This is a genomic window from Segetibacter sp. 3557_3 (assembly GCF_004354985.1).
GTDB lineage: Bacteria > Bacteroidota > Bacteroidia > Chitinophagales > Chitinophagaceae > Segetibacter.
Genome location: NZ_SMSK01000014.1, coordinates 55235 through 80537, shown reverse-complemented (window position 1 = coordinate 80537; position 25303 = coordinate 55235). Strand labels below are relative to the sequence as shown.

22 protein-coding genes are annotated in these 25303 nt (G+C 45.7%); 13 read left to right on the top strand and 9 right to left on the bottom strand.

Annotated elements, in window-relative coordinates; translation table 11 throughout:
• Positions 1-164 precede the first annotated feature (164 nt).
• On the top strand, positions 165-938 hold the full coding sequence (locus tag EXU57_RS18355) for a LytR/AlgR family response regulator transcription factor (protein WP_133269700.1): 774 nt from the start codon (positions 165-167) through the stop codon (positions 936-938).
• Between the two features lie 259 nt (positions 939-1197).
• Here EXU57_RS18355 and EXU57_RS18350 read toward each other — a convergent pair whose 3' ends face one another.
• Both EXU57_RS18350 and glyA read right to left on the bottom strand, forming a co-directional pair.
• Entirely contained in the window at positions 1198-1617 is a 420-nt protein-coding gene (locus EXU57_RS18350; RefSeq protein ID WP_133269699.1) for a DUF4293 domain-containing protein, read from the bottom strand.
• Positions 1618-1661: 44 nt separating this feature from the next.
• Entirely contained in the window at positions 1662-2942 is a 1281-nt protein-coding gene (gene glyA, locus EXU57_RS18345) for a serine hydroxymethyltransferase (RefSeq protein ID WP_133269698.1), read from the bottom strand.
• 597 nt (positions 2943-3539) lie between these two features.
• On the opposite strand from glyA, the gene EXU57_RS18340 reads away from it, so the two are divergent.
• Both EXU57_RS18340 and EXU57_RS18335 read left to right on the top strand, forming a co-directional pair.
• Positions 3540-4532 carry a sugar phosphate nucleotidyltransferase gene (locus EXU57_RS18340; RefSeq protein ID WP_133269697.1) on the top strand — a complete coding sequence of 331 codons (993 nt, stop codon included), beginning with the start codon at positions 3540-3542 and terminating at the stop codon, positions 4530-4532.
• 187 nt (positions 4533-4719) lie between these two features.
• Positions 4720-5124 (top strand): carboxypeptidase-like regulatory domain-containing protein, encoded by a 405-nt coding sequence (locus tag EXU57_RS18335; RefSeq protein WP_133269696.1) that lies wholly within the window; start codon positions 4720-4722, stop codon positions 5122-5124.
• Positions 5125-5172: 48 nt separating this feature from the next.
• Here EXU57_RS18335 and EXU57_RS18330 read toward each other — a convergent pair whose 3' ends face one another.
• A complete protein-coding gene (locus EXU57_RS18330; protein ID WP_133269695.1) occupies positions 5173-6495 on the bottom strand; it encodes an ABC transporter permease in 1323 nt (440 codons plus the stop codon).
• A 38-nt stretch (positions 6496-6533) separates the two neighbouring features.
• A complete protein-coding gene (locus EXU57_RS18325; protein WP_133269694.1) occupies positions 6534-7463 on the bottom strand; it encodes an ABC transporter ATP-binding protein in 930 nt (309 codons plus the stop codon).
• 157 nt (positions 7464-7620) lie between these two features.
• Between EXU57_RS18325 and EXU57_RS18320 the strand changes: the two genes are divergently transcribed.
• The 3 genes from EXU57_RS18320 to EXU57_RS18310 all read left to right on the top strand — a co-directional run bounded on the left by EXU57_RS18320 (position 7621) and on the right by EXU57_RS18310 (position 10447).
• Positions 7621-8628, top strand: coding sequence for a zinc dependent phospholipase C family protein (locus tag EXU57_RS18320; protein WP_243745648.1), 1008 nt, complete (start codon positions 7621-7623; stop codon positions 8626-8628).
• 138 nt (positions 8629-8766) lie between these two features.
• Positions 8767-9513, top strand: coding sequence for a bifunctional demethylmenaquinone methyltransferase/2-methoxy-6-polyprenyl-1,4-benzoquinol methylase UbiE (gene ubiE, locus EXU57_RS18315; protein WP_133269693.1), 747 nt, complete (start codon positions 8767-8769; stop codon positions 9511-9513).
• 187 nt (positions 9514-9700) lie between these two features.
• A complete protein-coding gene (locus EXU57_RS18310; protein WP_133269692.1) occupies positions 9701-10447 on the top strand; it encodes an outer membrane beta-barrel protein in 747 nt (248 codons plus the stop codon).
• Positions 10448-10896: 449 nt separating this feature from the next.
• Here EXU57_RS18310 and EXU57_RS18305 read toward each other — a convergent pair whose 3' ends face one another.
• A complete protein-coding gene (locus EXU57_RS18305) occupies positions 10897-12594 on the bottom strand; it encodes a capsule assembly Wzi family protein (RefSeq protein WP_133269691.1) in 1698 nt (565 codons plus the stop codon).
• A 31-nt stretch (positions 12595-12625) separates the two neighbouring features.
• Between EXU57_RS18305 and EXU57_RS18300 the strand changes: the two genes are divergently transcribed.
• Both EXU57_RS18300 and EXU57_RS18295 read left to right on the top strand, forming a co-directional pair.
• Positions 12626-14002, top strand: coding sequence for a dihydroorotase (locus tag EXU57_RS18300; RefSeq protein ID WP_243745647.1), 1377 nt, complete (start codon positions 12626-12628; stop codon positions 14000-14002).
• Between the two features lie 95 nt (positions 14003-14097).
• Positions 14098-15414, top strand: coding sequence for a MutS-related protein (locus EXU57_RS18295; RefSeq protein ID WP_133269690.1), 1317 nt, complete (start codon positions 14098-14100; stop codon positions 15412-15414).
• Positions 15415-15430: 16 nt separating this feature from the next.
• On the opposite strand, the gene EXU57_RS18290 is transcribed toward EXU57_RS18295, so the two are convergent.
• A complete protein-coding gene (locus tag EXU57_RS18290) occupies positions 15431-15754 on the bottom strand; it encodes a hypothetical protein (RefSeq protein WP_133269689.1) in 324 nt (107 codons plus the stop codon).
• Positions 15744-16169, bottom strand: coding sequence for a phage holin family protein (locus EXU57_RS18285; protein WP_165958200.1), 426 nt, complete (start codon positions 16167-16169; stop codon positions 15744-15746). The genes EXU57_RS18290 and EXU57_RS18285 overlap by 11 nt, the downstream gene beginning before the upstream one ends.
• Before the next feature lie 99 nt (positions 16170-16268).
• Here EXU57_RS18285 and EXU57_RS18280 point away from each other — a divergent pair, with 99 nt between their 5' ends.
• From EXU57_RS18280 to EXU57_RS18260, 5 genes are all read left to right on the top strand, one after another.
• The gene (locus tag EXU57_RS18280) at positions 16269-17393 is read left to right on the top strand and encodes an AI-2E family transporter (protein WP_133269687.1); all 1125 of its coding nucleotides are present in this window, start codon (positions 16269-16271) and stop codon (positions 17391-17393) included.
• The gene (locus EXU57_RS18275) at positions 17368-18534 is read left to right on the top strand and encodes a hypothetical protein (RefSeq protein ID WP_133269686.1); all 1167 of its coding nucleotides are present in this window, start codon (positions 17368-17370) and stop codon (positions 18532-18534) included. Before EXU57_RS18280 ends, EXU57_RS18275 begins: the two co-directional genes overlap by 26 nt.
• Before the next feature lie 378 nt (positions 18535-18912).
• Positions 18913-20814 (top strand): DNA polymerase III subunit gamma/tau, encoded by a 1902-nt coding sequence (locus EXU57_RS18270; RefSeq protein ID WP_243745646.1) that lies wholly within the window; start codon positions 18913-18915, stop codon positions 20812-20814.
• A 195-nt stretch (positions 20815-21009) separates the two neighbouring features.
• Positions 21010-21543, top strand: a complete 534-nt coding sequence (locus EXU57_RS18265) for a hypothetical protein (RefSeq protein ID WP_133269685.1) — start codon at positions 21010-21012, stop codon at positions 21541-21543.
• A 258-nt stretch (positions 21544-21801) separates the two neighbouring features.
• The gene (locus tag EXU57_RS18260; RefSeq protein ID WP_133269684.1) at positions 21802-23523 is read left to right on the top strand and encodes a pyruvate dehydrogenase complex dihydrolipoamide acetyltransferase; all 1722 of its coding nucleotides are present in this window, start codon (positions 21802-21804) and stop codon (positions 23521-23523) included.
• A gap of 192 nt (positions 23524-23715) precedes the next feature.
• On the opposite strand, the gene EXU57_RS18255 is transcribed toward EXU57_RS18260, so the two are convergent.
• Together EXU57_RS18255 and EXU57_RS18250 are read right to left on the bottom strand one after the other, a co-directional pair.
• On the bottom strand, positions 23716-24360 hold the full coding sequence (locus EXU57_RS18255; RefSeq protein ID WP_133269683.1) for a hypothetical protein: 645 nt from the start codon (positions 24358-24360) through the stop codon (positions 23716-23718).
• 175 nt (positions 24361-24535) lie between these two features.
• The gene (locus EXU57_RS18250; RefSeq protein ID WP_133269682.1) at positions 24536-25240 is read right to left on the bottom strand and encodes an outer membrane beta-barrel protein; all 705 of its coding nucleotides are present in this window, start codon (positions 25238-25240) and stop codon (positions 24536-24538) included.
• Positions 25241-25303 lie beyond the last annotated feature (63 nt).

Sequence of the window (25303 nt, the reverse complement as noted above, 5' to 3'; positions counted from 1 at the left end):
CCAGTTTAGGTTTTCGGTCCGGGAAACAAGGTTATATGGGCAGCCTGAATAAATGGGAACCCTGCAGTTTATAGCGGTTCCAAACAGCAGGGTCTTTACCTTCGCGATCCCAAAAAAGAAAGCTGCGACGTGCTGCTTTGCAAAGCTGCGGAACAAACAACCGGATGAAGGACAATAGAATAAGTGTATTGGTGGTGGGAGATAGGGCAGGAAGTGCACATGATCTTGCAGCCGGCCTGCAACAGGAAGGGTACTATATAACCGGAATTGCACGGAACACCAACGATGCCCTTAGCTTATTTCGTAACAACAAGGTTGATCTTCTCCTGTTACACATTGATGCCATGGAGCTGAATACGGGCATGGAAACCACCCTTGCTTTATTAAAGCTTCGTAAGGTGCCGGTGATTTGCCTTGGCTCGGCTGCCAGCCAGGCCGTCATGAAAAAGGTTTCATCCTTATCTGCTGTTGCCTTTATAAAGCGACCCTTTACCTTGTTGAATGTTTGCGGGGCCATTGAAGTGGCTTTAAACAACTTCACCTCGCAACATTCCCGCAACGATCTTCTGCTATCACCTGCTTTCGATGCACACAAGCCGGGGGATAATGAAAGTTTTTTCCAGGTAAACGACACATTGTTTATCAGGCAAAGCGGCCGCTTTGTAAAAGCTCACCTTGGTAACATCTTATATGTGCAGGCTGAAAATAATCATATTAACCTGGTAACTAAAGAGCAGAAATACCTGCTACCGGTATCGCTGCAATACTTTCAGAATCGGATTAGTTATAAAAGCATTGTGCGTATTCACCGTTTTTACCTCGTGAATGCAACCCTGATTAATTCATTCAACGATACGGAAGTGCAGGTACATCAAACCCGGCTTCCAATGGGCAGGAGTTACCGCGATAATTTCGTTGAGCATTTACAAACTATTTGAAGCCGTTAACTATAAGAAAAGAAGTATGCACGTCTGGGAAAAGAAATCACAAGGTTGTTCGATATAGCGCGAATGGTATGTGTGCACCTGTATTTTCAGCTCAATAAAGAACAGGTCGTACAAGGGAGTGACACAACAACTGCCTGGAAAAGAATCCATGCTGGTCCCAAAAAAGAAAACATATTGAGCGCAGTAGCTCGTACAACAGCAAAAAAAAGATCTCCTTGTGGGAGATCCTTTTCAAAATAATTTGCGCCATTCATCGGAGCCTGTCGAGGCTTCGAACAAGTTTTTGATCGCGGTTAATGCCGCGCATTGCCAGAAAGAGGAACAGCGGAACAACAAGGGAAAAGACCGCTGTAAGATCAAAGTTTCCTTCAGCAAACTTTTTGGTTTCTAAAAAATAGAGTACAATGTTAACGATGGACAGCAGCAAGGTAAGTACGGTAATGCGCAACTGCAGCTTACGGTCTTTATACAGGAACACGGCAATGAGTGCGCCAAGCCCAACAGCAACTGAAAGGATTAGCAAATGCAGCGGGCTGCTTTCGGCGCTTAGTTCGGTAAAAACTTTCTGACCATTTACCATTTTGTTTCCGCTGAAAAAAGAAAAGCGGATGGTGAGAAATGCACAGACTGCTGCCAGGAAAAGCCAAATGGATTGTATCCGTTGTATCATGATGTTAGTGTTTGATGGTTGTAGAACGCCGGAGCAAGATACTACTAACCAAGTTCGGGGTAGAGCGGAAAGCTGTTCATGAATTCGTTAACCGATTTGCGCACCGTTGCTATCGTGTTTTCGTCATCGGCATTCATAAGTACATTATCAATTGCATTTACCACAAACTGCATATGTTCTTCCTTCATACCACGGGTGGTGATTGCGGGTACACCCACCCTGATGCCGCTGGTTACAAACGCGCTTTTATCGTCGTAAGGCACCATGTTTTTGTTAATCGTGATATCGGCATTGTTAAGCACCTGTTCCGCCTTTTTACCGGTGATATTTTTATTGCGAAGGTCGATGAGCATCAGGTGATTTTCGGTGCCACCACTGATGATCTGGTAACCTTTCGCTACAAATGCACCAGCCATTGCCTGTGCGTTTGAAACAATCTGCCTTGCGTAATCGGTAAACTCATCAGACAATATTTCACCAAATGCAATTGCCTTTGCTGCAATCACGTGTTCAAGCGGGCCACCTTGTGTTCCGGGGAAAACTGCCATATCGATCAGGTTGCTCATCATGCGTATGTTGCCTTTTGCATCCTTTAGCCCAAACGGATTTTCGAAGTCTTTTTTCATCATGATGACACCTCCGCGCGGGCCGCGAAGCGTTTTGTGCGTAGTAGACGTAACAAAGTGGCAGTGTTCGAAAGGCGAGCTCAACAGGTTTTTAGCAATCAGGCCGGCAGGGTGGGCCATGTCGCAAAACAAAAAAGCACCCACTTCGTCGGCTACCCTCCTGATGCGGGCATAATCCCAATCGCGGCTGTAAGCACTGGCACCGCAGATAATCAGTTTTGGCTTTACCTTTCTCGCCTGCGCTTCCAACATCTCATAATCAACAAGACCTTCTTCGCGGGTTACCCCATAAAAGTGTGGCTGGTATATTTTACCGCTAAAGTTTACCGGGCTGCCGTGGGTAAGGTGCCCGCCCATACTTAAATCAAGACCCAGTATCGGGTCGCCCGGCTGCAGTATTGCCAGCAATAAGGCGCCATTGGCCTGTGCACCACTATGCGGTTGCACGTTTGCATATTCGCAACCAAAGATTTGTTTCAATCGCTCTATGGCCAGCTGCTCGGTTTGGTCAACAAACTCGCAACCACCATAATACCTGCGACCGGGATATCCCTCTGCGTATTTATTTGTCATCACACATCCGGTTGCCTGCATTACCTGCAAACTGGTAAAATTTTCCGATGCGATTAATTCAAGTCCGTGTCGTTGCCGTTGCAGTTCTTTTTGGATGATGTCAAATACGAGGGTATCTCTTTGCATTGCTGGTTTTTGCGCAAAAATAAACTTAAAAAAGCCAGATTTGGGTGAACTGTTTTTCCGGCAGTCAACAGCATTAACGCCGCATTGCTACTGCAGTAAGGCATTGGGGCCGTTGCGGGGCAGCGAGTGGGTTTGTTACCGGATGGCAAAAGCCCCATTGTATTGCAACTGGTCATCTCGCATAATTTGTGGGTGGAGTATGCCACATACAAGCAGAGACTGTGTGCTTGAAAATTGGGTACACAATAGGATTCTTTTGGGCCGGGCAGTGGTTTTTCATGGCCTCATTCTTGCGTCGCACACTTGTACCGCAAACCGCTGCTGAGCCCATAAGGGCAACGGCATATGCATTAATACACAGGTTGTTAAATGGGCTAATTACTTTGTTGCAATGCCTCCGTTAAGCAAACAATTGCCCACTTCGGTTGGCCAACAGGGTTGCGTTGCAGGCATTATTTTTAAATCGGTGCTCTATTGTAAAAAATTCTATTTTCACACCCCCGATGAATACTATTGCTAAATTAAAACCGACGTTTTTTTGAAGTGTCACCTGCCTTGTGAAAGTGAAAGGTTCATCAAAACTAAAGTACAATATTAATGAAAGCTATCATTCCGGTGGCCGGTGCCGGAGCAAAACTAAGGCCACACACCTATACGCAGCCTAAGGCCTTAATACCCCTTGCAGGCAAAACAATCCTCAGCTTTATAGTAGACCAGTTGCACGATGCAGGACTAAAGGAATTCATTTTCATTGTCGGATACCTTGGCGAAAAAATTGAAGAATATGTACGTGCAACCTACCCCGGCCTCAACTGCGAATTTGTTTACCAGGGCGATCGCCAGGGAACAGGGCATGCACTCGAGCTGGCGAAAGAACTTGTGGGCAACGACGAGGTTTTTATCTGCCTGGGCGATACCATCTGCGAATACGACATCAAGGAGATGATCAACAGCCCCTACAATATGCTAGGGGTAAAGAAGGTTGACGATCCAAGGGGTTTTGGCGTAGCGGAGATCGATGACCAGGGATTTATTGACCACGTGGTAGAAAAACCAGCCATTCCGAGGAGCAATATGGCACTCGTTGGATTGTATAAGATAAAGGATACCGAAATACTGTATGGTTGTATACACCTGTTGTTTACCGAAAACATCAAAAGCCGGGGCGAATACAACTTAACCGACGCGCTTGATTGTATGATGAAACGTGGTGCCCGGTTTAAGGCGCTCAAGGTAAAGAACTGGTACGATTGCGGTAAAAAGCAAACCCTGCTCGAAAGTAATGCTACCCTGCTTAAAAAGTCCGGCGGGAACATCAAAAGCGGGCACCAGTTCGAGGATACGATCATCATTCCACCCGTAAGCATTGCACTTGGCTGTAAGATTAAGAGTGCGATCATCGGCCCGCATGTAGCAATCGGGGCGAATACCAATATTCAGCATTCTATTGTGCGGGAGAGTATCATTGGATCCTATACCAATCTGTACGAGGTGGTGATCGATAACTCGCTCATCGGCAGCGATGCCTCTGTAAAAGGACTCAGCCGCAGCCTCAACATAGGCGATAACACGGAAATAGACTTTGGTTAATAAGCTGGCTGATGTTAAAAAATGACCACGGAAACCCAATGCCTGGTCAACTCTCCATTATGCATTAAGGTTTTACCCGTGCAACTTCCGCGATATTTTATGAATCTTTTTGTCGTAAACCCCACTTGACACTATCGGTTCTGGCAGGATTTTAGTTTAGTTTTGTAAGAACCTCAATACATAGCACATGAGATTTGGTAAACCCATGCTGGTTATTACAGCCATTTTATTTATTACAACAACGTTTGCGCAACAATCCGCCACATCCATCCGCGGGTCAGTTTTCTCGGGTTTGCGCAAAATGCCACTCAATGAAGCGGTAATCACCCTTACTTCCACCAATATGCCTGCAAGCCGGATTGTTCTGTCCGACTCAACGGGTAATTACACCATCAACAACGTTTTACCAGGAACATATACCCTAACGTGCGAAATGGAAGGCTATAAAACAGCCGGCAAGTCGAACGTGGTAGTTAACGATGGCGAACCTGTTGCCATCAATATCGAAATGACAAAAGGCAAGACCAGAGACCGGGACCGAACCGCCGAACGCGAACGGATCATCCAGGTTTCCGATAGAAGAGGGTCGTAATTTTTACGGCTTTTTTTGTCTCAATTAGCCTGCGAATAAGTTCACCTCTTAGTTCTTACGAAAGGTCCATTTCCACATCTCCTTCCAGGTAACCTTTTTCCCATACATTAGAATTCCAACCCGGTATATTTTCGCACTCAGCCAGGTTGTAACCAGGAATCCGCCTACGAGCAACAGCATGCTCAGGATCAGCTGCCAGTACGGAACAGTGCCCGGCACGCCAAACGGAATCCGGGCCATCATAACTATCGGTGAGCAAAAGGGAATAAGGCTACTCCATGTAGCAAGCGCACCGGCAGGGTTGGTGATGGCGTTGATCATGATTACAATTGAAATTACAATCGGCATCATAATGGGCAGCAGCAAACTCTGGGCATCCTGGGGATCCTCATTTACTGCACTGCCTACAGCTGCGAACAATGCAGCATAAAACAGGTATCCAAAAACAAAATAGAATAAGAAGCAACCGATAATCAATAACCAGTTGGCACTCCCAAGCGTATCCCTGATCTGGTTGAATTGCGTAGCAGCATTGGAGCCCATTGCGGCACCGCCCGTTTGCATTTGCTGGCTTGCCTCCTGTGCCTGTTGAAGGGTTTCACGCGAAAAAATCGCACCTGCCGCCGAAGTAAGGCCAATGATAAGAACGATCCAGATCAGAAATTGGGTTAATCCTACTGCACCAATACCCAATATTTTACCCATCATCAATTGGAAAGGTTTAACTGACGATACAATAACCTCGGCAATACGATTGGTTTTTTCTTCCATAACCCCGCGCATAACCATCGTGCCGTAGATAAACAGGGTTATATAAATCAGGAAGGCGCTTGCATAACCGATCCCGTATGCGAGGCCGCTGTTGCCTTTTTGTACCTGTGAACCTTTGTCTTTAATGGCCTGGTCGATGTCGGCTTTGGCCGCATTTTTTCTAATGGAGTCAAGCTGCCGCACATCGATGTTATAAGTTTGTTTCAGCAGGTTGTCTTCAAGCGCGCGATTAATGGTTTTTTCAACATTCGACTCGGCAATCATTCCCATTTGCTTTTTGGAAATCAACCGGTATTTTTTGGCGTTTTCAGCAGGGGTATACAGGATCGCCGAATAACCTTTTGCAGCGTAATTGGTACTGTCGACCCCCGTAGGGAAATCAAAGGTGACTGCTTTTGAGTTTTCAAGGTGGCCGCGGAAATTACCGGATTCATCGATTACCGCGATCCGCTCCTTATCTACGTTTTTTACAGAGATAACGGTCACCACTACGATCAGACCCACAAATAACAATGGAGTGAGGATTGTTGACAGGATAAAAGTCTTCTTGCGTACCCGGCTAAGGTATTCTCTTTTGATAACGAGCCAGATTTTACTCATATACAGGAAAGGTTATTAGTAGTGAGGTGGGAGTGGGGTCAGGCCTCAACAGCCTGGAACTGGCGGGTGGCCCTGGTGCCTTCCACAAGATGAATAAATATTTCGTTCAGAGAAGGCAGGATTTCATTAAAGCCTTCTATGGTTGACTGCTGTAGAAAGTACTGCAACACGTCGTTGCTGCGATGACCAGCATGAATTTTTACCGTCAGGTTATTGCTATCCTGCCGGATAACCTCGAAGGCGGGGCTGTTGATCTCGGCGGGAATCTGGCTCAGCTTGATGTTAAAGGTATTCTCTTTGAATTCCTGCTTGATGTTCTGCACCGTGCCGTCGAGGATTTTCTTTCCCTGGTTCACTAAAACGATATGGTCGCAGATCTCTTCTACCTGTTCCATCCGGTGGGTACTGAAAATGATGGTAGAACCATTTCGGGCAAGATTAAAAATTTCATCCTTGATCAGGTTTGCATTTACCGGGTCAAGGCCGCTGAAGGGTTCGTCGAGTATGATAAGCTTGGGTTCATGTAAAACCGTAATTACAAATTGCAGTTTCTGGCTCATGCCCTTACTTAGGTCTTCTACCTTTTTGTTCCACCAGCTCTCCATCCCCATACGCTGAAACCAGTACTTTATTTTGGTCATCGCATCGGAACGGCTAAGACCTTTTAGTTGGGCAAGGTAGAGTGCCTGCTCACCAATCTTCATTTTCTTGTATAAACCACGCTCTTCGGGCATATACCCGATGTAAAGTATGTCGTTGAGCGGATCAAACTTCTTATTGTTGAAGAGAATATCACCACGATCAGGATAGAATATGCCGGTAATCATGCGCAAGAGCGTGGTTTTGCCGGCGCCATTGGGACCGAGAAGTCCGAATATGCTTCCCTGCTCAACACTAAAGCTGATATCGTCTACCGCTTTTTGCGTTGCATAAAATTTTTGCAGGTTTTTAAGTTCTAAAAGGTGCATGGATAAGGAGTTGTAAGATTCTTCAAATGTAACTTTTCAACTTTTGCCACCACATAAATTATATAAGCGGTTTAATGCAAAGCAATATAGCGCACAACAATATTATATTTTACCGATCGATTCTCCTTGAAACTTCATAATCACGTATTCTTGCGAAATGAACCTGCTGAAACGAACAATCCATCCAATACTCCTTCTCTTAGTTGCTTTTAGCCTGGTGAGTTGGGGCTATCTGGTGCACCGAACTACCCACCAACTTGCTGTTTACGCCTTGCCTAAAGATATGCGGGGTTTTTATTTTAACAACATTAAATACCTGGTTGACAGTGCCCCGCGGCCCGACATGCGTCGGAATACCGATAGTCTTGAAGCGACCCGTCACTTTATCGACCTGGAACAATTTGGTGACTCTGCCGCCTACAAATTGCCGCTTACCTGGCAGGAAGCAATTGAAAAATTCTCAAAGGATTCCCTGCTCTCCTATGGCTATGTACCCTACCAGGTGCTGATGACAAAAGAGAAGCTGACTGAGGCATTCCGGAGCAGGAATGCCGATAGTATCATTTACTATTCGACAGACATTGGCCACTATATTGCTGATGCGCATGTTCCGTTGCATACCTCCATAAATTATGATGGGCAGCTTACGAACCAAAGGGGCCTGCACAGTTTATGGGAAAGCACCGTCCCGGAAATTGAAATCGGAAACTATAACCTTCGTTCCACCCACAAAGCACGTTACCTTAAAGAACCCGCCGTAGAGATCATGCGAGCGCTTCAGGCAGCAAGTGCGCTGTTGCCCGATGTATTTGCAAAAGAAATTGAGGTTTCAAAAGCGTTTACCGACTCACAGAAATACAGGGTACAGGTTCGCCGCGGGAAAGAATACAAGAACTACTCTCCTGAGTTTGCTAAAGCTTATGCAGCAAGTTTAAAAAGCACCATCAACGACCAATTGATAATGTCTTCCAACCAGATTGCTGATTTTTGGTATACCTGCTGGGTTGACGGCGGCAAACCCGATCTTGATCAACTTCAGACAGGGTCTTTTGATAAAGCCCGGAAAAAGGCGCTCAAAAAAGAACTGAAGTCAAATAAGCGAAACCGCCTTATCGTTGATGGGCTACTAAGGGCAAAAACACCTGCCGCCCCGGGTGGGGAATAGCCAAGCCCGGATTAAGTACAAGCGGTACTTAACAAGTTACCAGATTGGTAGTGCTGCACCTGCTGTAGTTAATCAGGTGAACTACTGCAATCTTTACCGTTCGCAAAACCTTTTTGCGATGTTGTATCTTCGCGCCATATGGCAAATTACGATCATGACAAAGTGGTGCCCGATAAAAGCAGCTTGCTGGGAAAGAAGCAGCAGGTTGCCAAAATGTTTGATACAATTGCATTCAGGTACGACTTTCTCAACCGGTTTCTCTCGGCCGGCATTGATGTTAGCTGGCGTAAAAAGGCGCTAAAAGAACTGAAGTCAATCCAACCACAGCGTTTGCTGGATGTAGCAACCGGAACAGGTGATGTGGCAATCCTTGCCCTTGAAATGTTACAACCGCAAAAGATTACCGGGATCGACATTTCGGAGGGCATGCTTGAACTCGGGCGCAAGAAAATTGATAAGCTTGGGGCAAACGACCGGATAGAGTTAATCAGCGGCGACAGCGAAGGTATTCCGTTTAACGATGCCACATTTGATGCGGTAACCGTTGCTTTTGGAGTCCGGAATTTTGAGAACCTGGAAAAAGGACTGAAGGAAATGCTTCGTGTACTAAAGCCGGGTGGCAAGCTGGTTGTGCTTGAATTTTCGAAGCCCAAACAGGCAGCATTCAAAGGCATATATAACCTCTATATGAATGTTGTAGCACCTGGCTTTGGAAGTATGATCGCCAAAAACAAAGAGGCATATGAATACCTGAAGGAGTCGATGCTTAAGTTCCCGGAGGGACAACAATTTGTTCAAATCCTTGATCATTCAGGTTATATCAATACCACCTGCAAGCCGTTAACGATGGGGATTTGCTCAATTTATACCGGAACAAAAAGATAAAACATTCACGGATGCTGCCTGATGTACGTTCCCGGTATATCAATCTGCTGGTTTGGTACGTTATATTAACAGCATCTTAGATCGATGGTTTAGGCCGGATGCCATCAGCCCACTAATTTCGGACCTCAAAAAAAAGCTTATTGAATAGTTTGTACGCATTTTGTATAAAGCATATTAAAATTCATAGATGATTGATCGTAAAGGGCACGTTGCCCGTCGGCGTACAATACAGCAGAGCTCAGTTTTTTTTGTGTCCCTCTTTTTGTCTCTGGCTGTTTTTGGCCAGTACCACGAACTCAACAGGCCGAACCACGACCAGTGGCCCTATTATTTCGGTATGTCTATTTCTTACAATCACTCGTCGCTGCATCCCTCAAAACATCCCAAATTTTTACAGGACGACTCGGTACTTTCTGCTGAACCAGGCAGTAGCGGGGGAATAGCCTTGGGTTTGCTTGGTACCCTTCAACTGTCTCCGAGGTTTGCGCTTAGGGCTAACCCGCAGCTGATCATTGGCGGAGCAAAATATTTTACCTATAGTTTAAAGTACCCGGGATTGGGCGAACAACTCACCGAGAAAAAAACACTTCCATCAACCATTGTCAGCTTTCCGTTCCAGGTTAAGTTCAACAGTGATCGGATCAATAATTTCCGCACCTACCTGTTGGCCGGGGTTAAGTACGACATGGACCTGGCCAGTAACTCTTCAGCACGGAATGCAGAGGACCTGGTGAAATTGAAACGGGATGATTTTGGTGTTGAGGCGGGTATCGGCTTCAACTTCTACTTCCCGTTTGTAACGTTTTCTCCTGAACTCAAATTCAGCAACGGACTTACAAACATCCATAGCCGGGATGCCAACCTTAAGTACAGTAACATTCTCGATAAACTTCAATCGAGGATGATCGTTTTCTCGATTATACTCGAAGACTAAACTGTTCAACCCTTCAATTTTATTACTTAAGGATTGCTAAAGACTTTTTGTATTGCCGCGGCTGCCAACAGAGCACGATTCGGCAAGTATTGCATTGCTACGGCCATATTAAACTTTTTAATTTGATCCGGCTTCGGGTTCCGGCATCCATTTGATCATCTTTCTCAGAAGCGGGTCCCCGCGATGATGGCCTGTGATCGTCTATATGTCGGAGAAATAGCAGCGCAAGGTTGAGTGAGTGCTAAGCAGACGTTGTTTGATTAGCCGTTTACTTTAGTTGCCGCGCAATGCTTTGCGGTACAAGAGTACGACCCGCTAACAAGTTGGGGCGCGGCGCAACGATGATCTATAGAATTATTGCAGCCGGGTCCATAAATTGCTAAACTGAACTACCAGAATTATCAGAGCAGGGATTTCCCCGGAGGACTGTGGTCTTTGAACCAGTCTGCTTAAAAGTCGAAATCGCGCCGGGCCATGTTCCACCTTACCCCTAGAGAAATGATGTTGGCTTTTTGATCTCGGCCGATTGCAGTATTGTAAGTTCTTCTTTGTAACACAGCGTCTAAAAACAGGTTTTCACGCACTTCGTAAGAGGCCAATAGTTGCAGGTTGTTGCTGGTGACCTTGTTGCCACCTCCAACAACATAACCATAGTCTCCCTGTGGCCTGTTGATATAAACACGTCTTGGATTTGCGCCATAATTCTGTGAACCCGAGTCAAGTCCCTGCCTGAAATGGATGAGCTTAGCTTGCAGGTACAATTTCTTAAAAGGCTGGTACCGTGCAATGGCCAGGTACTCCTGGAAATTTGCTCCTAAAGGATGGGCGAACGGCTGGTTATAATGCGTGTAGTCGGCTGCACTATCAAAGTGCGAATACGTAAAAGGCCGAACCCTGTTGCTTTCCACCTGCAGGTCGAGGTTGTTTATCCCAAACGCATCAATGTATTTCATACCTACCTGGTAGCCGTACTTGTTTGCCCACCAGCCCCGGTTGGTGGTCAGCTCGCTTAGTTTAAATTCATCAAAAATAAACTGCCCGTATACCTGCAACGTTTTCCTGATGTTTGCTTTGGCATCAAAACCAAGCATCGCGTTATCGGGGCTGCCTGCTTGTTGTTCAGCTGGCCTCAGGAACATAACAGGGGTTAGGTAAAGGAAGTCAAACCGGTTTCTGCGTCCAAAAGTAACCGCATCAAACAGGCCCAGGTTTAGCCATTTGGTAGGATTGATGCTCAGGTAATTACTCCTGAAATATTTCCGTGGCAACACCTTGTTGTCGTTAGAAAGGGTTGTGGCAAACTGTGGCTGCAGTTCCATAAACAGGTTTTGGTAGTGAAACTTCCAAACCCGGGTGTTAAGCTTAAGGAATACCGCATTGTTTGAGAAATCACTCAAAAAAAGGCTGCGGTAACCCGCCCCGATAAAGTTGCGGTCATAACCAAACTGCGCGTCTACATGCCGCGAAATCCTGAACGAAACAGTGCCCCGTACATCCAGGTAATCAACTCCGCCAGTGCTCATAAAAGGCTTGAAGAAACCTGCTCCGGGAACAGCATTGTTCCTGGTAATCCATTCCTGAACATACCTCGGGCTACGCTCCTGGTTATCGGTGATATAAATATTGAAGCCGATCTTCTTGTCAATCATTCCACGAGCTGTTAACCCCCGGCTGTTGTAAAAAAGAAATTGATCATTACCCGACTCTTTCGTTTGCTGGTATTGGATGAGCGGGTTAACAACCAGGAAGAAATCAGGATTATTTACTTCCAGCAGGTTCCCGGGCGACTTGTAAAAATGTTTCAGGATTGGCTTTTTGCTGCTAAAAGATTCTCTTGGTTTAGACCATTCACTATTGTTCATCAGGAACCTGTCGATGTTGTACCGATCGGTTTCCGTAAGTTTTGGTGCATTAACATCACCCGCATCGTGCAAACTATCCAGGAGCTCCACTTCATGAACAACATATTTTCGATTATAGGGTCTTATTGTCGAAAAGTTCAGTTGCTCATTTGTCCCAGCTTTTATTTCCAGCCTGTTGATCAATTGCTGCTCTTTGGTTCCCGGCAACAAATAGCCAGACTGGGCGACTACACAAAGAGGAAACAAAAAAATGAAGACACTGGATACGGATTTAATAATTTGCATGGGTTACGAATTCGAAAGAAAAATCATTTTGATGAACTACCTCCTTAAAGATATCTGGATAGTAAACGAAAATAGAACAATAGCCGGTGATGTATTTATAAAAGAAGGCCGCATCGAAAAAATCGGCCAAGGCATACAGGTTAAAGAGAAAGTCCTCGAAATAAACGGAAAAGAACAGTTTTTATTACCCGGTGTAATCGACGACCAGGTGCATTTCAGGGAGCCTGGCCTTACCCACAAAGCAAGCATCTACACAGAATCCAAGGCTGCAGTTGCAGGTGGGGTAACCAGTTTTATGGAGATGCCCAATACCGTTCCCCCGGTTTTTACCCAGGAACTACTGGAGGAAAAGTATAGTATCGCTTCAAAGTCATCCCTGGCCAATTACTCTTTTTACATGGGTACCGGCAACGACAACATCGGGGAGGTGCTAAAGACAAATGATAAGAAAAACTCGGTGTGCGGCGTCAAGGTATTTATGGGTTCGTCTACAGGAAACCTGTTGGTTGATAACCCGGAGAGTCTTGAACGGGTGTTTGCGGGCGTCGATTTGCTCATTGCCACCCACTGCGAGGAGGAGGCAATCATCAAAAGGAATTACGAAACGCTGAAGACCCGAAAAGGCCTATTGGATCCGGCGGACCACCTCATCATAAGAGACGAGGAGGCTTGCTACCAATCTTCATTAAAGGCCGTTCAGCTCGCAAAAAAGCACAATACCCGGTTACACATTCTGCACATCAGCACTGAAAAAGAACTGGACCTGTTTACCACCCTGCCCCTTAATGAGAAGCGGATTACCGCTGAAGTTTGCGTGCACCATCTTCATTTTACGGGTGATGATTATTCAGTGCTGGGCAACCGCATTAAGTGTAACCCGGCGATTAAAGCACCCCATCACCGTTCTGCTTTATGGACCGCCTTGCTCGACGGGAGGCTCGATGTGATTGCAACCGATCATGCGCCACATACCCTGCAGGAGAAAGGCTACCTCCGCAATGCCGATGGCGGACTCGACCTGGTGCCCGAAACGCTTTACGAGCACTCCCATGCCGGACTCCCCCTCGTTCAACACACCCTTTTGATGATGCTCAACTATGTTCAGGAAGGCAGGATATCTATCGGTCAGGTCGTAAGTAAAATGAGTCATGCAGTTGCAGAGTGTTTTGGTATTAAAGATCGGGGCTATATCCGCGAAGGCTACTATGCCGACCTCGTAATGGTTGATCCGAATGCAAAGCAAGTCATCACCCCGGAAAACATTCTTTACAAATGTGGCTGGAGTCCTCTCGAGCAAACAACAATGAGCGCCCGGATAACCCATACGTTTGTAAATGGCAATCTCGTATATGGAAACGGTCAATGGGATGAATCTCAAAAAGGTGAACGCCTGCAGTTCTCACGCTAATTGCGGGGTTTCTACAAAATAAGCTGGCATACTTATTCAAAGTATTGTTCATTCATTCACATCAGCCATAAAAACAGGGTTAGCCCCTACCGCGAATGCAGATTGATAAAACCACTTTAAACGACCTTTCCATTTTTCATTCGGAGGAAGAGCAATCCGTGCTACACCACCTGGATTATACCACCACCATCAGGGGAAAGGAATGGCTGCGTTTTCTACTGGCGCACCCTTTTAGTGAGTTGTCCAAAATCACGGAAACACAGCGGACCATTCAGCTGATCATCGGCAGGCTCGACAAATGGCCTGCAACGATCACCAACGGAACAGTAATGGTAATCGATAAATTTTACGACTCCTCGATTGGCGATCTTCCCGCACAGGCAAATACGCTTAACGCGCTTTCTTACAGGTTCCTGAACGCGCCTGATTATTCACTCGTTAAATATTCGGTCAATCATTTCATCGACTTCGTAAAAGGTCTTAAGTATATTGTTGATCTCTTTGGAACAGAAGAGCTCCCGCCCTTGTTGCGGAACATGCTCGAAAGGATTAGCATGTTGCTGCGCAAGCCGGTTGTGAGTGATATGCTTGCCTGGAATAAAGGGCAGAAACTTTCCGCGGCAAATGTGATCACTTTCGGAAACTTTCTTCGTCGCAACTTTAAGCAGGAAGCATTTGAACTGGTCGAGCTCTACAGCAGGCTCGACGCCTATTACAGCTTTGCCGTAGCAAGTACCAGGAAGGATTTTGTGTTCCCCGTCTTCAACAAAGAAAATGCGCCATCCGTAAAAGCTACGGGTTTATTTCACCTGATGATCCCTGAACCGGTTTCGTATGATGTGGACCTGCAGCCAGACCGCAACTTCTTGTTTCTAACCGGGGCCAACATGGCAGGTAAGAGTACCTTCATCAAGGCCGTCGGCGTTTCCGTGTACCTTGCGCACATTGGTATGGGCGTGCCTGCAACGAGTCTTGAATTAAGCATCTTCGATGGTTTATTAAGTAACATCCAGGTAGAAGATAACATTACAAAAGGCGAAAGCTACTTTTTCAACGAAGTCCAGCGCATCAAAAAGACGATCGTAAAAATCAACGATGGGCGCAATTGGCTAATTCTTATCGATGAGCTTTTTAAAGGCACCAATGTTCAGGACGCAATGAAGTGCAGCACTTCAGTCATCGAAGGGTTGCGTAAAATGAAAAATGCATTATTCATCTTATCGACCCACCTGTACGAAATCGGCGAGCCGTTAAGGCAGTTTCCTAATATCCAGTTTAAGTTTTTCGAGACGAGCGTGCAGGAAGACCAATTGATCTTTAATTACCACTTAAAGGATGGTATCAGCAACGACCGGCTGGGGTACCTGATTCTCAAAAGAGAAGGTGTTGTAAACATGCTTGAAAACCTGTAGAAATTTGTTGCCGGGCTTATTTTTTCCTGATCAGCTTAAAAACGTTTTTAACCACCGATAATACACCGGGCTTGCCGGGTCCCGACAAGAGTTTCGGACCATTGCTGTCAACAAAAAACTTATTGATCAGGAACTTTCCACCTTTCAACGCCGTATTAGTCACCTTACCCCGAAGCATCTTTGGTATCAAAGTGTTTGCGCCCGCCGCGGCGAGTTCTGCCGGTAATTCCTGCATCTTCCGTTTCAGATCAGCCTCCTGCTGGTTCAAGCTATTGCGAATCACCCTCTTTTCTGTTCGCAACGTTTCAAGGCTGTTAATATGCGATAAGTCATGCGTCATGGTGTACTTCCCCGTTTGATTTTGAAAACATCATTTTAACGATCATGTTAGCGAGTGCCTGTTTAATGTAGCGCTTGTACAACAATATCATCACAAAAAAGATTACGATGTATATGCCCAGGATAATCCCAAAGCCCGCGAATACGCTGCCGGTTAACAAGCTAAAGAAATAGCCCAACAAAAAGCTTGCAATCATTACGATAAAGAAGCCAATAAACGCCAGCGCCAACACAAGAAACATCTTCGGGGCCACACCGGCAATCTTTTCAGTCGCTTCCAGTTTTGCCAACAGGAGCCTGTCTTGTACATAACGCTCTACCCTCTGTTGCACGTCTTCAAAGAAGGTTTTCTCGGTTTCCATTTTCGAATCTTTAGATTGAACGAACTTCAGGAGGTTGTATAAAAATCCGGCCATGCGAAACATATTTTTTTGATAAACCCAGCTGTTAAACAATGTTATATTTGGGCTTTTCAAATTTACCGATTTCGTACAAACCGCTGCTAAATATACAGTATGGAGGAAAAGCCCCTCGACCAAAAGATCAACCGATACATTTTCCTTTCCATAATCATCATTTTTGGATTGCTGTTGTATTACAGCCTGTCCCAATTTTTTACGGCATTTCTCGGCGCCGTAATCTTCTACATACTTAGCCGCAGGCTGATGGACCGGCTCGTTAAAAAAAGAGGTTGGAAGAGAACGGCGGCAGCCGTTTACGTGATGTTTATTTCTGTGATCATTATCATGGTCCCGATCTTCATCATCAGCTACCTGTTGTACATGAAGGGTAAATATTACCTCGCCAATCCCGACCTCATGGTACAAAGCCTGCATTCCCTGCAGGATAGAATTCAGCACCAGTTCAACATCGCCGTTCTAACCGAAGAAAATATTGCAGGCATAAAGGCCAAGGCAACCGGGGCCATTTCATCATTGCTAAATGAAGGGCTCAACTTCTTCGGTACCATCACCATGTTGTATTTTTTCCTTTACTTCATGCTCATCAACATCAACCGCATGGAGGCTGCAATCGTTTTTTACCTGCCTTTCAAGCGGGAGAAAATCGAATTGTTTGGAAAAGAGCTGGTCAACCTCACCTTTAGTAATTCAGTCGGCGTGCCGGCAATTGCGGTTGCACAGGGGCTTTGCGGCTACATTGGCTACCTGATTGCAGGAGTTCCCGAAGCCGGTTTTTGGGCGGTAATTACCGCATTTTCATCTATTGTGCCACTAATTGGTACTGCATTGGTCTGGTTGCCGGTAAGCGTTTACCTTTTCACCATGGGCCACAGTTGGCAGGGCTCCTTCTTATTGGTCTGGGGATTAATCGTGCTTGGCCTTACCGACAACGTGGTTCGTTTTGTACTGGCTAAAAAGATGGCCGATGTGCATCCGATTATTACCGTTTTGGGTGTAATCATGGGTATAAAGTATTTTGGCATTTCCGGTCTTGTGTTTGGTCCGGTACTCATATCGTATTTCATCATCCTGCTTAAATTATATTACCTGGAGTTCCAGAGTGGTAAACCTGCCGTGCAGCGCAAAAGAACAATTCCGGTTCGGTTTAACCTCCCATTTCTGGGTCAGCCAACAAAAAGGAAAAAAGTTTACCATGAAAGTGATCGAAGTCGGGAATAGTTCAACGGCAAGGGAGTTTATACAGATTAACGTTAGCTTAAACCGCGCAAATCCCAAATACATACAGCCAATTACAAAAGAGGTTGAGGACGTATTTGATCCAAAAACAAATAAGGCCTTCAGGCACGGTGAAGCAATCCGTTGGATTCTTCAATCGGATGAGGGTAAAACCATTGGCCGTATTGCCGCATTTACGTCTGAAAAATATACCAACAAAGGCGACACGTTCCCGGCCGGATGTATCGGTTTTTTCGATTGTATAAACGACCAGGCCGCCGCAAACCTGTTGTTCGACACCGCTAAAAAATGGCTCCAACAAAAAGGTAAGCAGGCTATGGATGGACCCGTTAACTTTCTCGAACGCGACAAATGGTGGGGTCTCATGGTCGAAGGTTTCAACAAAGAACCTATGTATGGCATTTCGTTCAATCCGCCCTATTACGAGCAGTTGTTCGAAGCGTATGGCTTCAATAATTTCTACAACCAGTTTTACTACACCTTACAGGTATACGGCACACTCAGCGAAAAGTATCCCGAACGGCATGCAAAGTTTGCGGCCAAACCCGATTATGCGGCAAGGCACATCGAAAAAGATAAACTCGAAAAATACGCCAGCGACTTCTCCGAAATCTACAATGCCGCCTGGGCACAACACGATTCCGGCAAAGAAATTTCCGCTGCACAGGCTTTGAAGATCTTCAAGAAAATGAAGCCGGTCATGGATGAGAGCCTCGTCTGGTTTGCTTATTACAAAGAACAGCCGATAGGCATGTGGATCAACATTCCGGATATCAACCAGTACTTTAAATACTTCAAGGGCCGGTTCGGATTGCTGCAGAAGTTATGGTTCCTTTGGCTGAAGAAATTTAAACCTTCGCGTAAAATCAATGGGGTAGCCTTTGGCATTGTCCCCAAGTTCCAGGCCCTGGGCATCGACGCGTTCATGATCTACTCAGGTACCCTTGTTATTCGAAAAGAAGCCAAATACGACCTCATCGAAATGGGTTGGGCCGGCGATTGGAACCCCCGGATGCTGGGCATTTATAAGGCAATCGGTGGAACACAAAGCCGGCGCATGATTACTTACCGCTACATCTTCGATCCAGCCATCCCTTTCCAGCGACATGAGGTGGTGCTTTAGTTGAGGCCGGCGGGATGACCATGGGCGACAGTGGTTGCGACGCTCCGTTTAACAGGGGTTCAATCTTCTGCACCCGTCTGTTTGGCTCACGTCTAAGCTTTTATTCGTCAGGCTGCCGTTCAATGGGGTTATTTGGGTCAGCGATTAGACCCTATTCTGAAGCCAGGCTGCAACGTGCAGCGCAACAGATTGCTACATCCGGTGTTGCCGATCCCCAAAAAGCATGGCTAAATCTGCCCTGACTCAGAGCTTTGTGGCTCGCCGGGGCGGCTTTGCCTGGCTGTCGGCACGCATGCGATTTAGGCAGAAGAACTACACACACCGGGGCGGTTGAATTGTGCAAAACATGCCCTGCCTTCTTGTGCAAAGTTTGTTATTTTGCAGCCCTACGCTGCTGTCTTTTTAGCGGCGATCGCTGTACAAATGGATAAATTCATCGTCTCGGCCAGGAAATACAGGCCCCAGAATTTCAATACGGTGGTTGGTCAGGCTCATATTACTACCACCCTCAAAAATGCTATTCGTAACCAGCAACTCGCCCATGCCTTCTTGTTTTGCGGGCCGCGGGGTGTAGGTAAAACCACCTGTGCCCGTATACTTGCAAAAACAATCAACTGCGAAAACCAGACAAAAGAAGGCGAAGCCTGCAACGTTTGTAATTCATGCGTTTCCTTCAACGAGGGAACCTCCATGAACATTCACGAACTGGATGCTGCAAGCAACAATTCCGTCGACGACATACGTTCACTGGTTGAGCAGGTAAGGTTTGCGCCACAGGCGGGCAAGTATAAGGTGTATATTGTAGATGAGGTGCACATGTTAAGCGCAAGCGCTTTCAATGCTTTTCTTAAAACGCTTGAAGAACCCCCACCTTATGCGATTTTTATTCTTGCAACCACGGAAAAACACAAGATCCTTCCAACGATTCTGAGCCGTTGCCAGATATTCGATTTTAAAAGAATCACCAACAACGATACTGTTGGGCATCTGCAGGAGATTGCCGATAAAGAAGAAATTCACGCTGAGAAAGCAGCACTACAGGTTATTGCTCAAAAAAGCGAAGGCTGTATGCGCGACTCGCTCAGCATCCTCGATAAAATAGTAAGCTTTACAAACGGCCAAGTTACCTACCAGAATACACTTGAACACCTCAACATTCTTGACCATGATTATTTTTTTAAGCTGTTAGAAGCACAGCTGAACGAAGACATGGCCACTGCAATGTTGCTTTTTGATGAGATAAATCGTAAGGGTTTCGAAGGCGACCTGGTGCTTGGTGGATTTGCTGAATTTATCCGCAACCTGCTGGTTTGTAAAAACGAAAAAGCCGCAGCATTACTCGATGTTGTAGAAGGTCTGCAATCGAAATACATTGAAACTGCCAAAGCGGTACATCCTGCATTTATGGTTGGCGCCCTCAATATTCTAAACGAGGCTGAGATCAATTATAAAATGGCAAGAAACAAGAAGTTGCATGTTGAGCTTACCCTTATAAAACTTACTTTTCTTCAACAAGCCATCGACCTGTCGTTTGATAACCAGACAGCGTCTTTGGTAAAAAAAAAGCGGGTTAGCGGCCCGGTAGCTTATAAGGCCACTCCGCTGCAATCGCTCCAGATACTTGCCCCCGAAACACCAGCTCCACTTCCTGCTGCAAAACTTCATATTGAACCGCCGCTGCCTGCTCAGCCGCCCCAACCAGCTGTTACCAGGACCGCACCCGAGCCAGTTTTCAACCCGTCTAATGAATCACTCGGGAATTCAGCATTTTCGTCTACTGCTGTTGCTGTCGCACCCAAACAGCCCAAAACAGCAGCGCCGGGTGCAAAAAGGAGTTTACTGCAAAGCCTCCGCGAAAAGCAGGGAAATGCAAAAGCTGAAGAGGTTAAAGAATGTATATCACTCGACGATAGCTGCCTGAAAGATGCTTTAAAGGAATATACTGAACTGCTCAAAGGGCAGCCTTCAAAGAACCCGCATGTAACCGCTTTTAACATAGCACGGCAGCGGGTGGTAGACTTTCAAAACTTCACCTTAACGGTATCTACAACAATAGAAAAGAAGTTTATCGAGCAGGAGAAAATGAACCTATTGGAGTTCCTGCACCGGAAGTTTCAGAACAACAGCATCAGGTTTACAATAGAGTTGGAGGATGCTCCATCAACAGCAACACAAACAGCTGCGCCGCTAAATACCCGCGAGAAATACCAGCGACTTGTAGAGCAATACCCGCTTATAAAAGAACTAAAAGACCGGCTGAAGCTGGAGCTGGATTATTAATAGGTATTTTATCACGTCGGTTTTTTGATGTGGGCTGCTAGATGTTTGGTGTCTATTCATCTATGAACTTGAGACCTTCATGTTGTATCACAGTGCTGTCCCTTACGAATTAGCCCATATTAGATCTGAAAGGGGAATAAGTGTTGTAATACTCTAAAACGATGGCTAACTTTAGCACAACTGTATACTGCTAACGTGCGCTATAAAAGAAGGCTCTTCATCTCAGCCGTGCTCACCGTCGTAATGATCGGGGTAATGCAATACCAGGGCGTCTTGCTCAAAACCCCTCAAACCCCTATGGGTATTCTCGACCTTGAGTTTGCCGGAACGGTTGAAAATGCCACCCGTCTTTACAATACCTGGCTGCCTGTTTTGGCGATCGCATTGAATAACGTACTTATCGACTTCCTGTTCATTATTTGTTATACCCTATTGTTGCATACTGCTTTGCTTTTGATCAGAAAACGGGGTGATAGCCTTTGGCGGCGATTTGGTAACTGGATGGTCAGGGGTGTAATCATCGCCGGGTTTTTTGATGTGGTTGAAAACATCTTAATGCTTCGCACACTGAACGGGCACATCAGTAAAGAAGTAGTCGCATCTACCTTTATGTTTGCTGCAATTAAGTTTTTACTGATCGTACTCGCCATTGCCTATATACTACTCACCCCACTTGTAATGCGCAAAAAACGCGTACAATCCAACACGCTTTTGAACGACCTTCAATAAGGTGTTCGGACCAAATTTCATCTTCTTATACCCCTGTCACATGTGCTCGAATCGAAACGGTTTGCCTGTAAAAGTCTGCTTTTTACAGCGAGCTTACATTGGCTTTTAACGCGTTTTCAGCTGGTTTTCAGGAGCAACAAAAAATAAAAACTCCATATTGCGAATAGGTATTTTACTGTAATTTCACGTCCTTGATTTTTTGCGGCATTTCGTGCCGTTACCTTTAAAAACGTTCGGTAAAAAGCATAAAAAACAAATATGGCAGAAGCGATATTAATGCCCCGGCTAAGCGATACGATGACAGAAGGTGTTATTGCAGCATGGCATAAAAAAGTAGGTGACGCAGTGAAGAAGGGCGACCTTCTGGCGGAGATCGAAACAGACAAAGCCACTATGGAACTTGAGAGTTACCAGGAAGGTGTGTTGTTGCACCGGGGTGCTGATGACGGACAAAAATTACAGGTAAACGATTTGCTGGCTATTATAGGAAAGGGTGGGGAAGACGTATCTGCACTGGTGTCTCAACATTCCGGTGGCAGTAATGGTGTTGCTGCCGAACCGCAGGCTGCACCTGCACAGGAGTCAGCCGCTCCGGCAAAAGCTGCTGAACCGGAAGCACCAAAAGCTACACCGGCTCCCGGCAAATCTTCCGGAGTGGATATCTCTAAAATGGAAGAGGTGGTTCTGATGCCAAGGTTAAGCGACACCATGACGGAAGGCGTAATCGCCGGCTGGAACAAGAACATTGGTGATGATGTTAAAAAGGGAGATGTACTTGCGGAGATAGAAACCGATAAGGCCACCATGGAACTCGAAAGTTACAAAGATGGTAAACTGTTATACCAGGGTGCGCAACCCGGTGAAAAAATCCAGGTAAACGACCTGCTGTGTATTATTGGTCAGGAAGGATTGAATATTGATGAAATTGTTGCAGCAGCAAAAGGGGGGGCAACAACAAGTGCTCCGGCACAACAGGAAGCTCCGGCGGCTGAGGCTACACCAAAAGAACAGCCCGTACAACAAACACAGCAGGCCGCAGCTCCCGCAGTGGTAAACGAAGGCCGAATATTCGCCTCTCCACTAGCAAAGAAAATCGCCGAGGAAAAAGGGGTTGATCTTAAATATGTAAAAGGAAGTGGCGACAATGGTCGAATAACAAAAGAAGACATTACTAACTTCAAAGCGCCTGCTGCACCTGTACAGCAAGCACCTGTACAGGAAGCACCTGCACCTAAACAGCAGGAGGCAAAACCAGCTGCCACACCGGCGCCGGCGGCTGCTGCAGCATCTGCAGGACAAGTGAGCTTCGATGAAGTTCCTGTTTCCCAAATGCGCAAAACCATTGCAAGGAGGCTTGCCGAAAGCAAGTTTACCGCACCGCACTTTTACCTTACCATGAGCATCGATATGGATAGTGCTGTGGCAAACCGCGCAAAGCTCAATGAGATATCCAAGGTAAAAATCAGCTTCAACGATATGGTGTTGAAAGCAGTAGCCGTTGCATTAAAACAACATCCAAAAGTAAATAGTAGTTGGTTGGGCGATAAGATCAGGTATAACCACCACGTAAATATCGGGGTTGCGGTCGCTGTTGATGAAGGTCTTCTCGTGCCCGTTATCAGGTTTGCCGATACGAAAGGATTAAGCCAGATAGCAGCCGAAGTAAAAGATTATGCACAGCGCGCCAAAGACAAAAAACTACAACCATCAGATTGGGAAGGCAGCACATTTACCATCAGTAATCTGGGTATGTTTGGAATAGATGAATTCACTGCTATTATCAATCCACCTGATGCATGTATTCTTGCGATCGGCGGTATCTCACAGGTGCCTGTTGTTAAAAACGGCCAGGTGGTACCAGGTAACGTTATGAAAGTTACGCTTAGCTGCGACCATAGGGTTGTAGACGGCGCATCAGGAGCTGCATTCCTGCAAACGGTCAAGAGCTTGCTTGAAGAACCGTTAAGAATGCTGATCTAACAACAAATAAATTAATGATAGAGGCGGGTATTTTACCCGCCTTTTTTTTGTTTATACCAGCGAACCACTGCGATTAGCCAACAAGCAGTAGCGGACATGCAGGTGAGACCTGTCTAAACGCAACCGTATTTGTACAATAAAAAGGACCGTCATTTTCGATGACGGTCCGTTCTTAAGAGGTTTGATGAGGGACTATTTTTCGTAAGGGAAATTACGGGCCACTTTACGCATCATGCGTTCCATTACGGCGTTTGCTGAGCTGGTCACATCTTCATCCATTTCTTTGTAAAAGCGCCATAGCATTTCACCGTCTTTGCCATTGTTGATTTGCATGGTCAGGGCTCCACTTCCAACCTTACCGGTGCCTGCACCAAGTAAAATGGTTTTGGCGATTGCTCCTCCCTCACTGCCTGTTTTGGCATATGCATAGCTCGACTTGATAACAGCATCTACACCCAGGACTTTACAAACTGAGTCCTGTGTTAACTCATTAAACTTGTCGTAAATGCCTTTTTGCTTAAGAAGTGCATTGGTTCTTTCAACATCCTGGAAGGTTACTGTAAAATCTTTTGCCTTGCGAAGCAGGTAGGTATACATTCCACTTTGCATGTTTACCGACATACTTTGTTCTTCGGTTTTGTTTGCTGCCGCATCAAAATTCTTCGGCAACCTTTTATAGCTAACGGTTGCATTAAAAGGCAGGATAGCTACAACTTTGTGTTTTTGAATTTCAGTCTTTAACACTGGTGAATTGAACACCTGTTTGCTTGCTTCAAATTGAGCAGATGATGATTTTGCGAGTGTCAGCGTTATAATTGCTGCGAATAAGCGTTTCATGTTTTTTTTCGTTTTTCTTGATACAAAGCAAATGAAACTTTTGAGTACGTCAAATGCGGAAACGCAGAATCACATGTTTATGTGTCGGGGTCAAGAAACGAAAAACGCAGGCCTTTTCAGGTGCCTGCGCTTAGTTTTTTCTTCACGAAACTTGCTGAAGAATTTCGAAAGAGCGTTATAATTTAAGACCTAATGAAAAGCTTAAAACACGATTTTTGTTCCGGTCATTTGCACGATCGCTTGCACCTGAGTTAAGCTTTGCAAAACCATAACCATAGTTTGCGCCAATGATTACCTTACCAAGATCAAGACCACCGAGAACATTAAGACCGTAGTCGAAACGCTTTAGCTTACCAAAACCTGCATTTTCCTCGTACGAAGTCGTAGGATCGTCATCACTGAAACTGATGTCTGAATCCCTGCTAAAACCAACCCCAAGTATTTTACCCTCGGTTTTGTTTTTACCTGCTATGCCCATTGCGGCATAAGGTCCTGCACCAACGAAAAGGCTCTTGTTACCCAGGGGTATCTTGCCGACAACGTTTACCGGTAGTTCAAGGTAAATTGGGTTTGAGGTAGCCTGCCAGTAGTTCCTGTCATTGCTGGAACCAACACTTGATTTTGTTCCTTTACCGGTAACCAATAGTCCTGGCTGTAACGATAATCCTTCTGATAATGCCAGATCTGCTACTACTCCAGCATGAAAACTAGTCAATGTATTGGCATCATCTACACCACCATTGCTGCTGTTGGTAACATTTGCGAGGTTCACGCCACCTTTGATAATTAATCCACCCGGATTAGCTGAGCGCTTCACCTGCGCAGTAGTACTTAGTGCAACTGCACAAACTAAACTAAGGCTTAGAAAAATTTTCTTCATAGTAATACATTTTATACCTGTTAGGCCAACAGCGTACCAAAAGACCTCTGCATATTCAAAGAC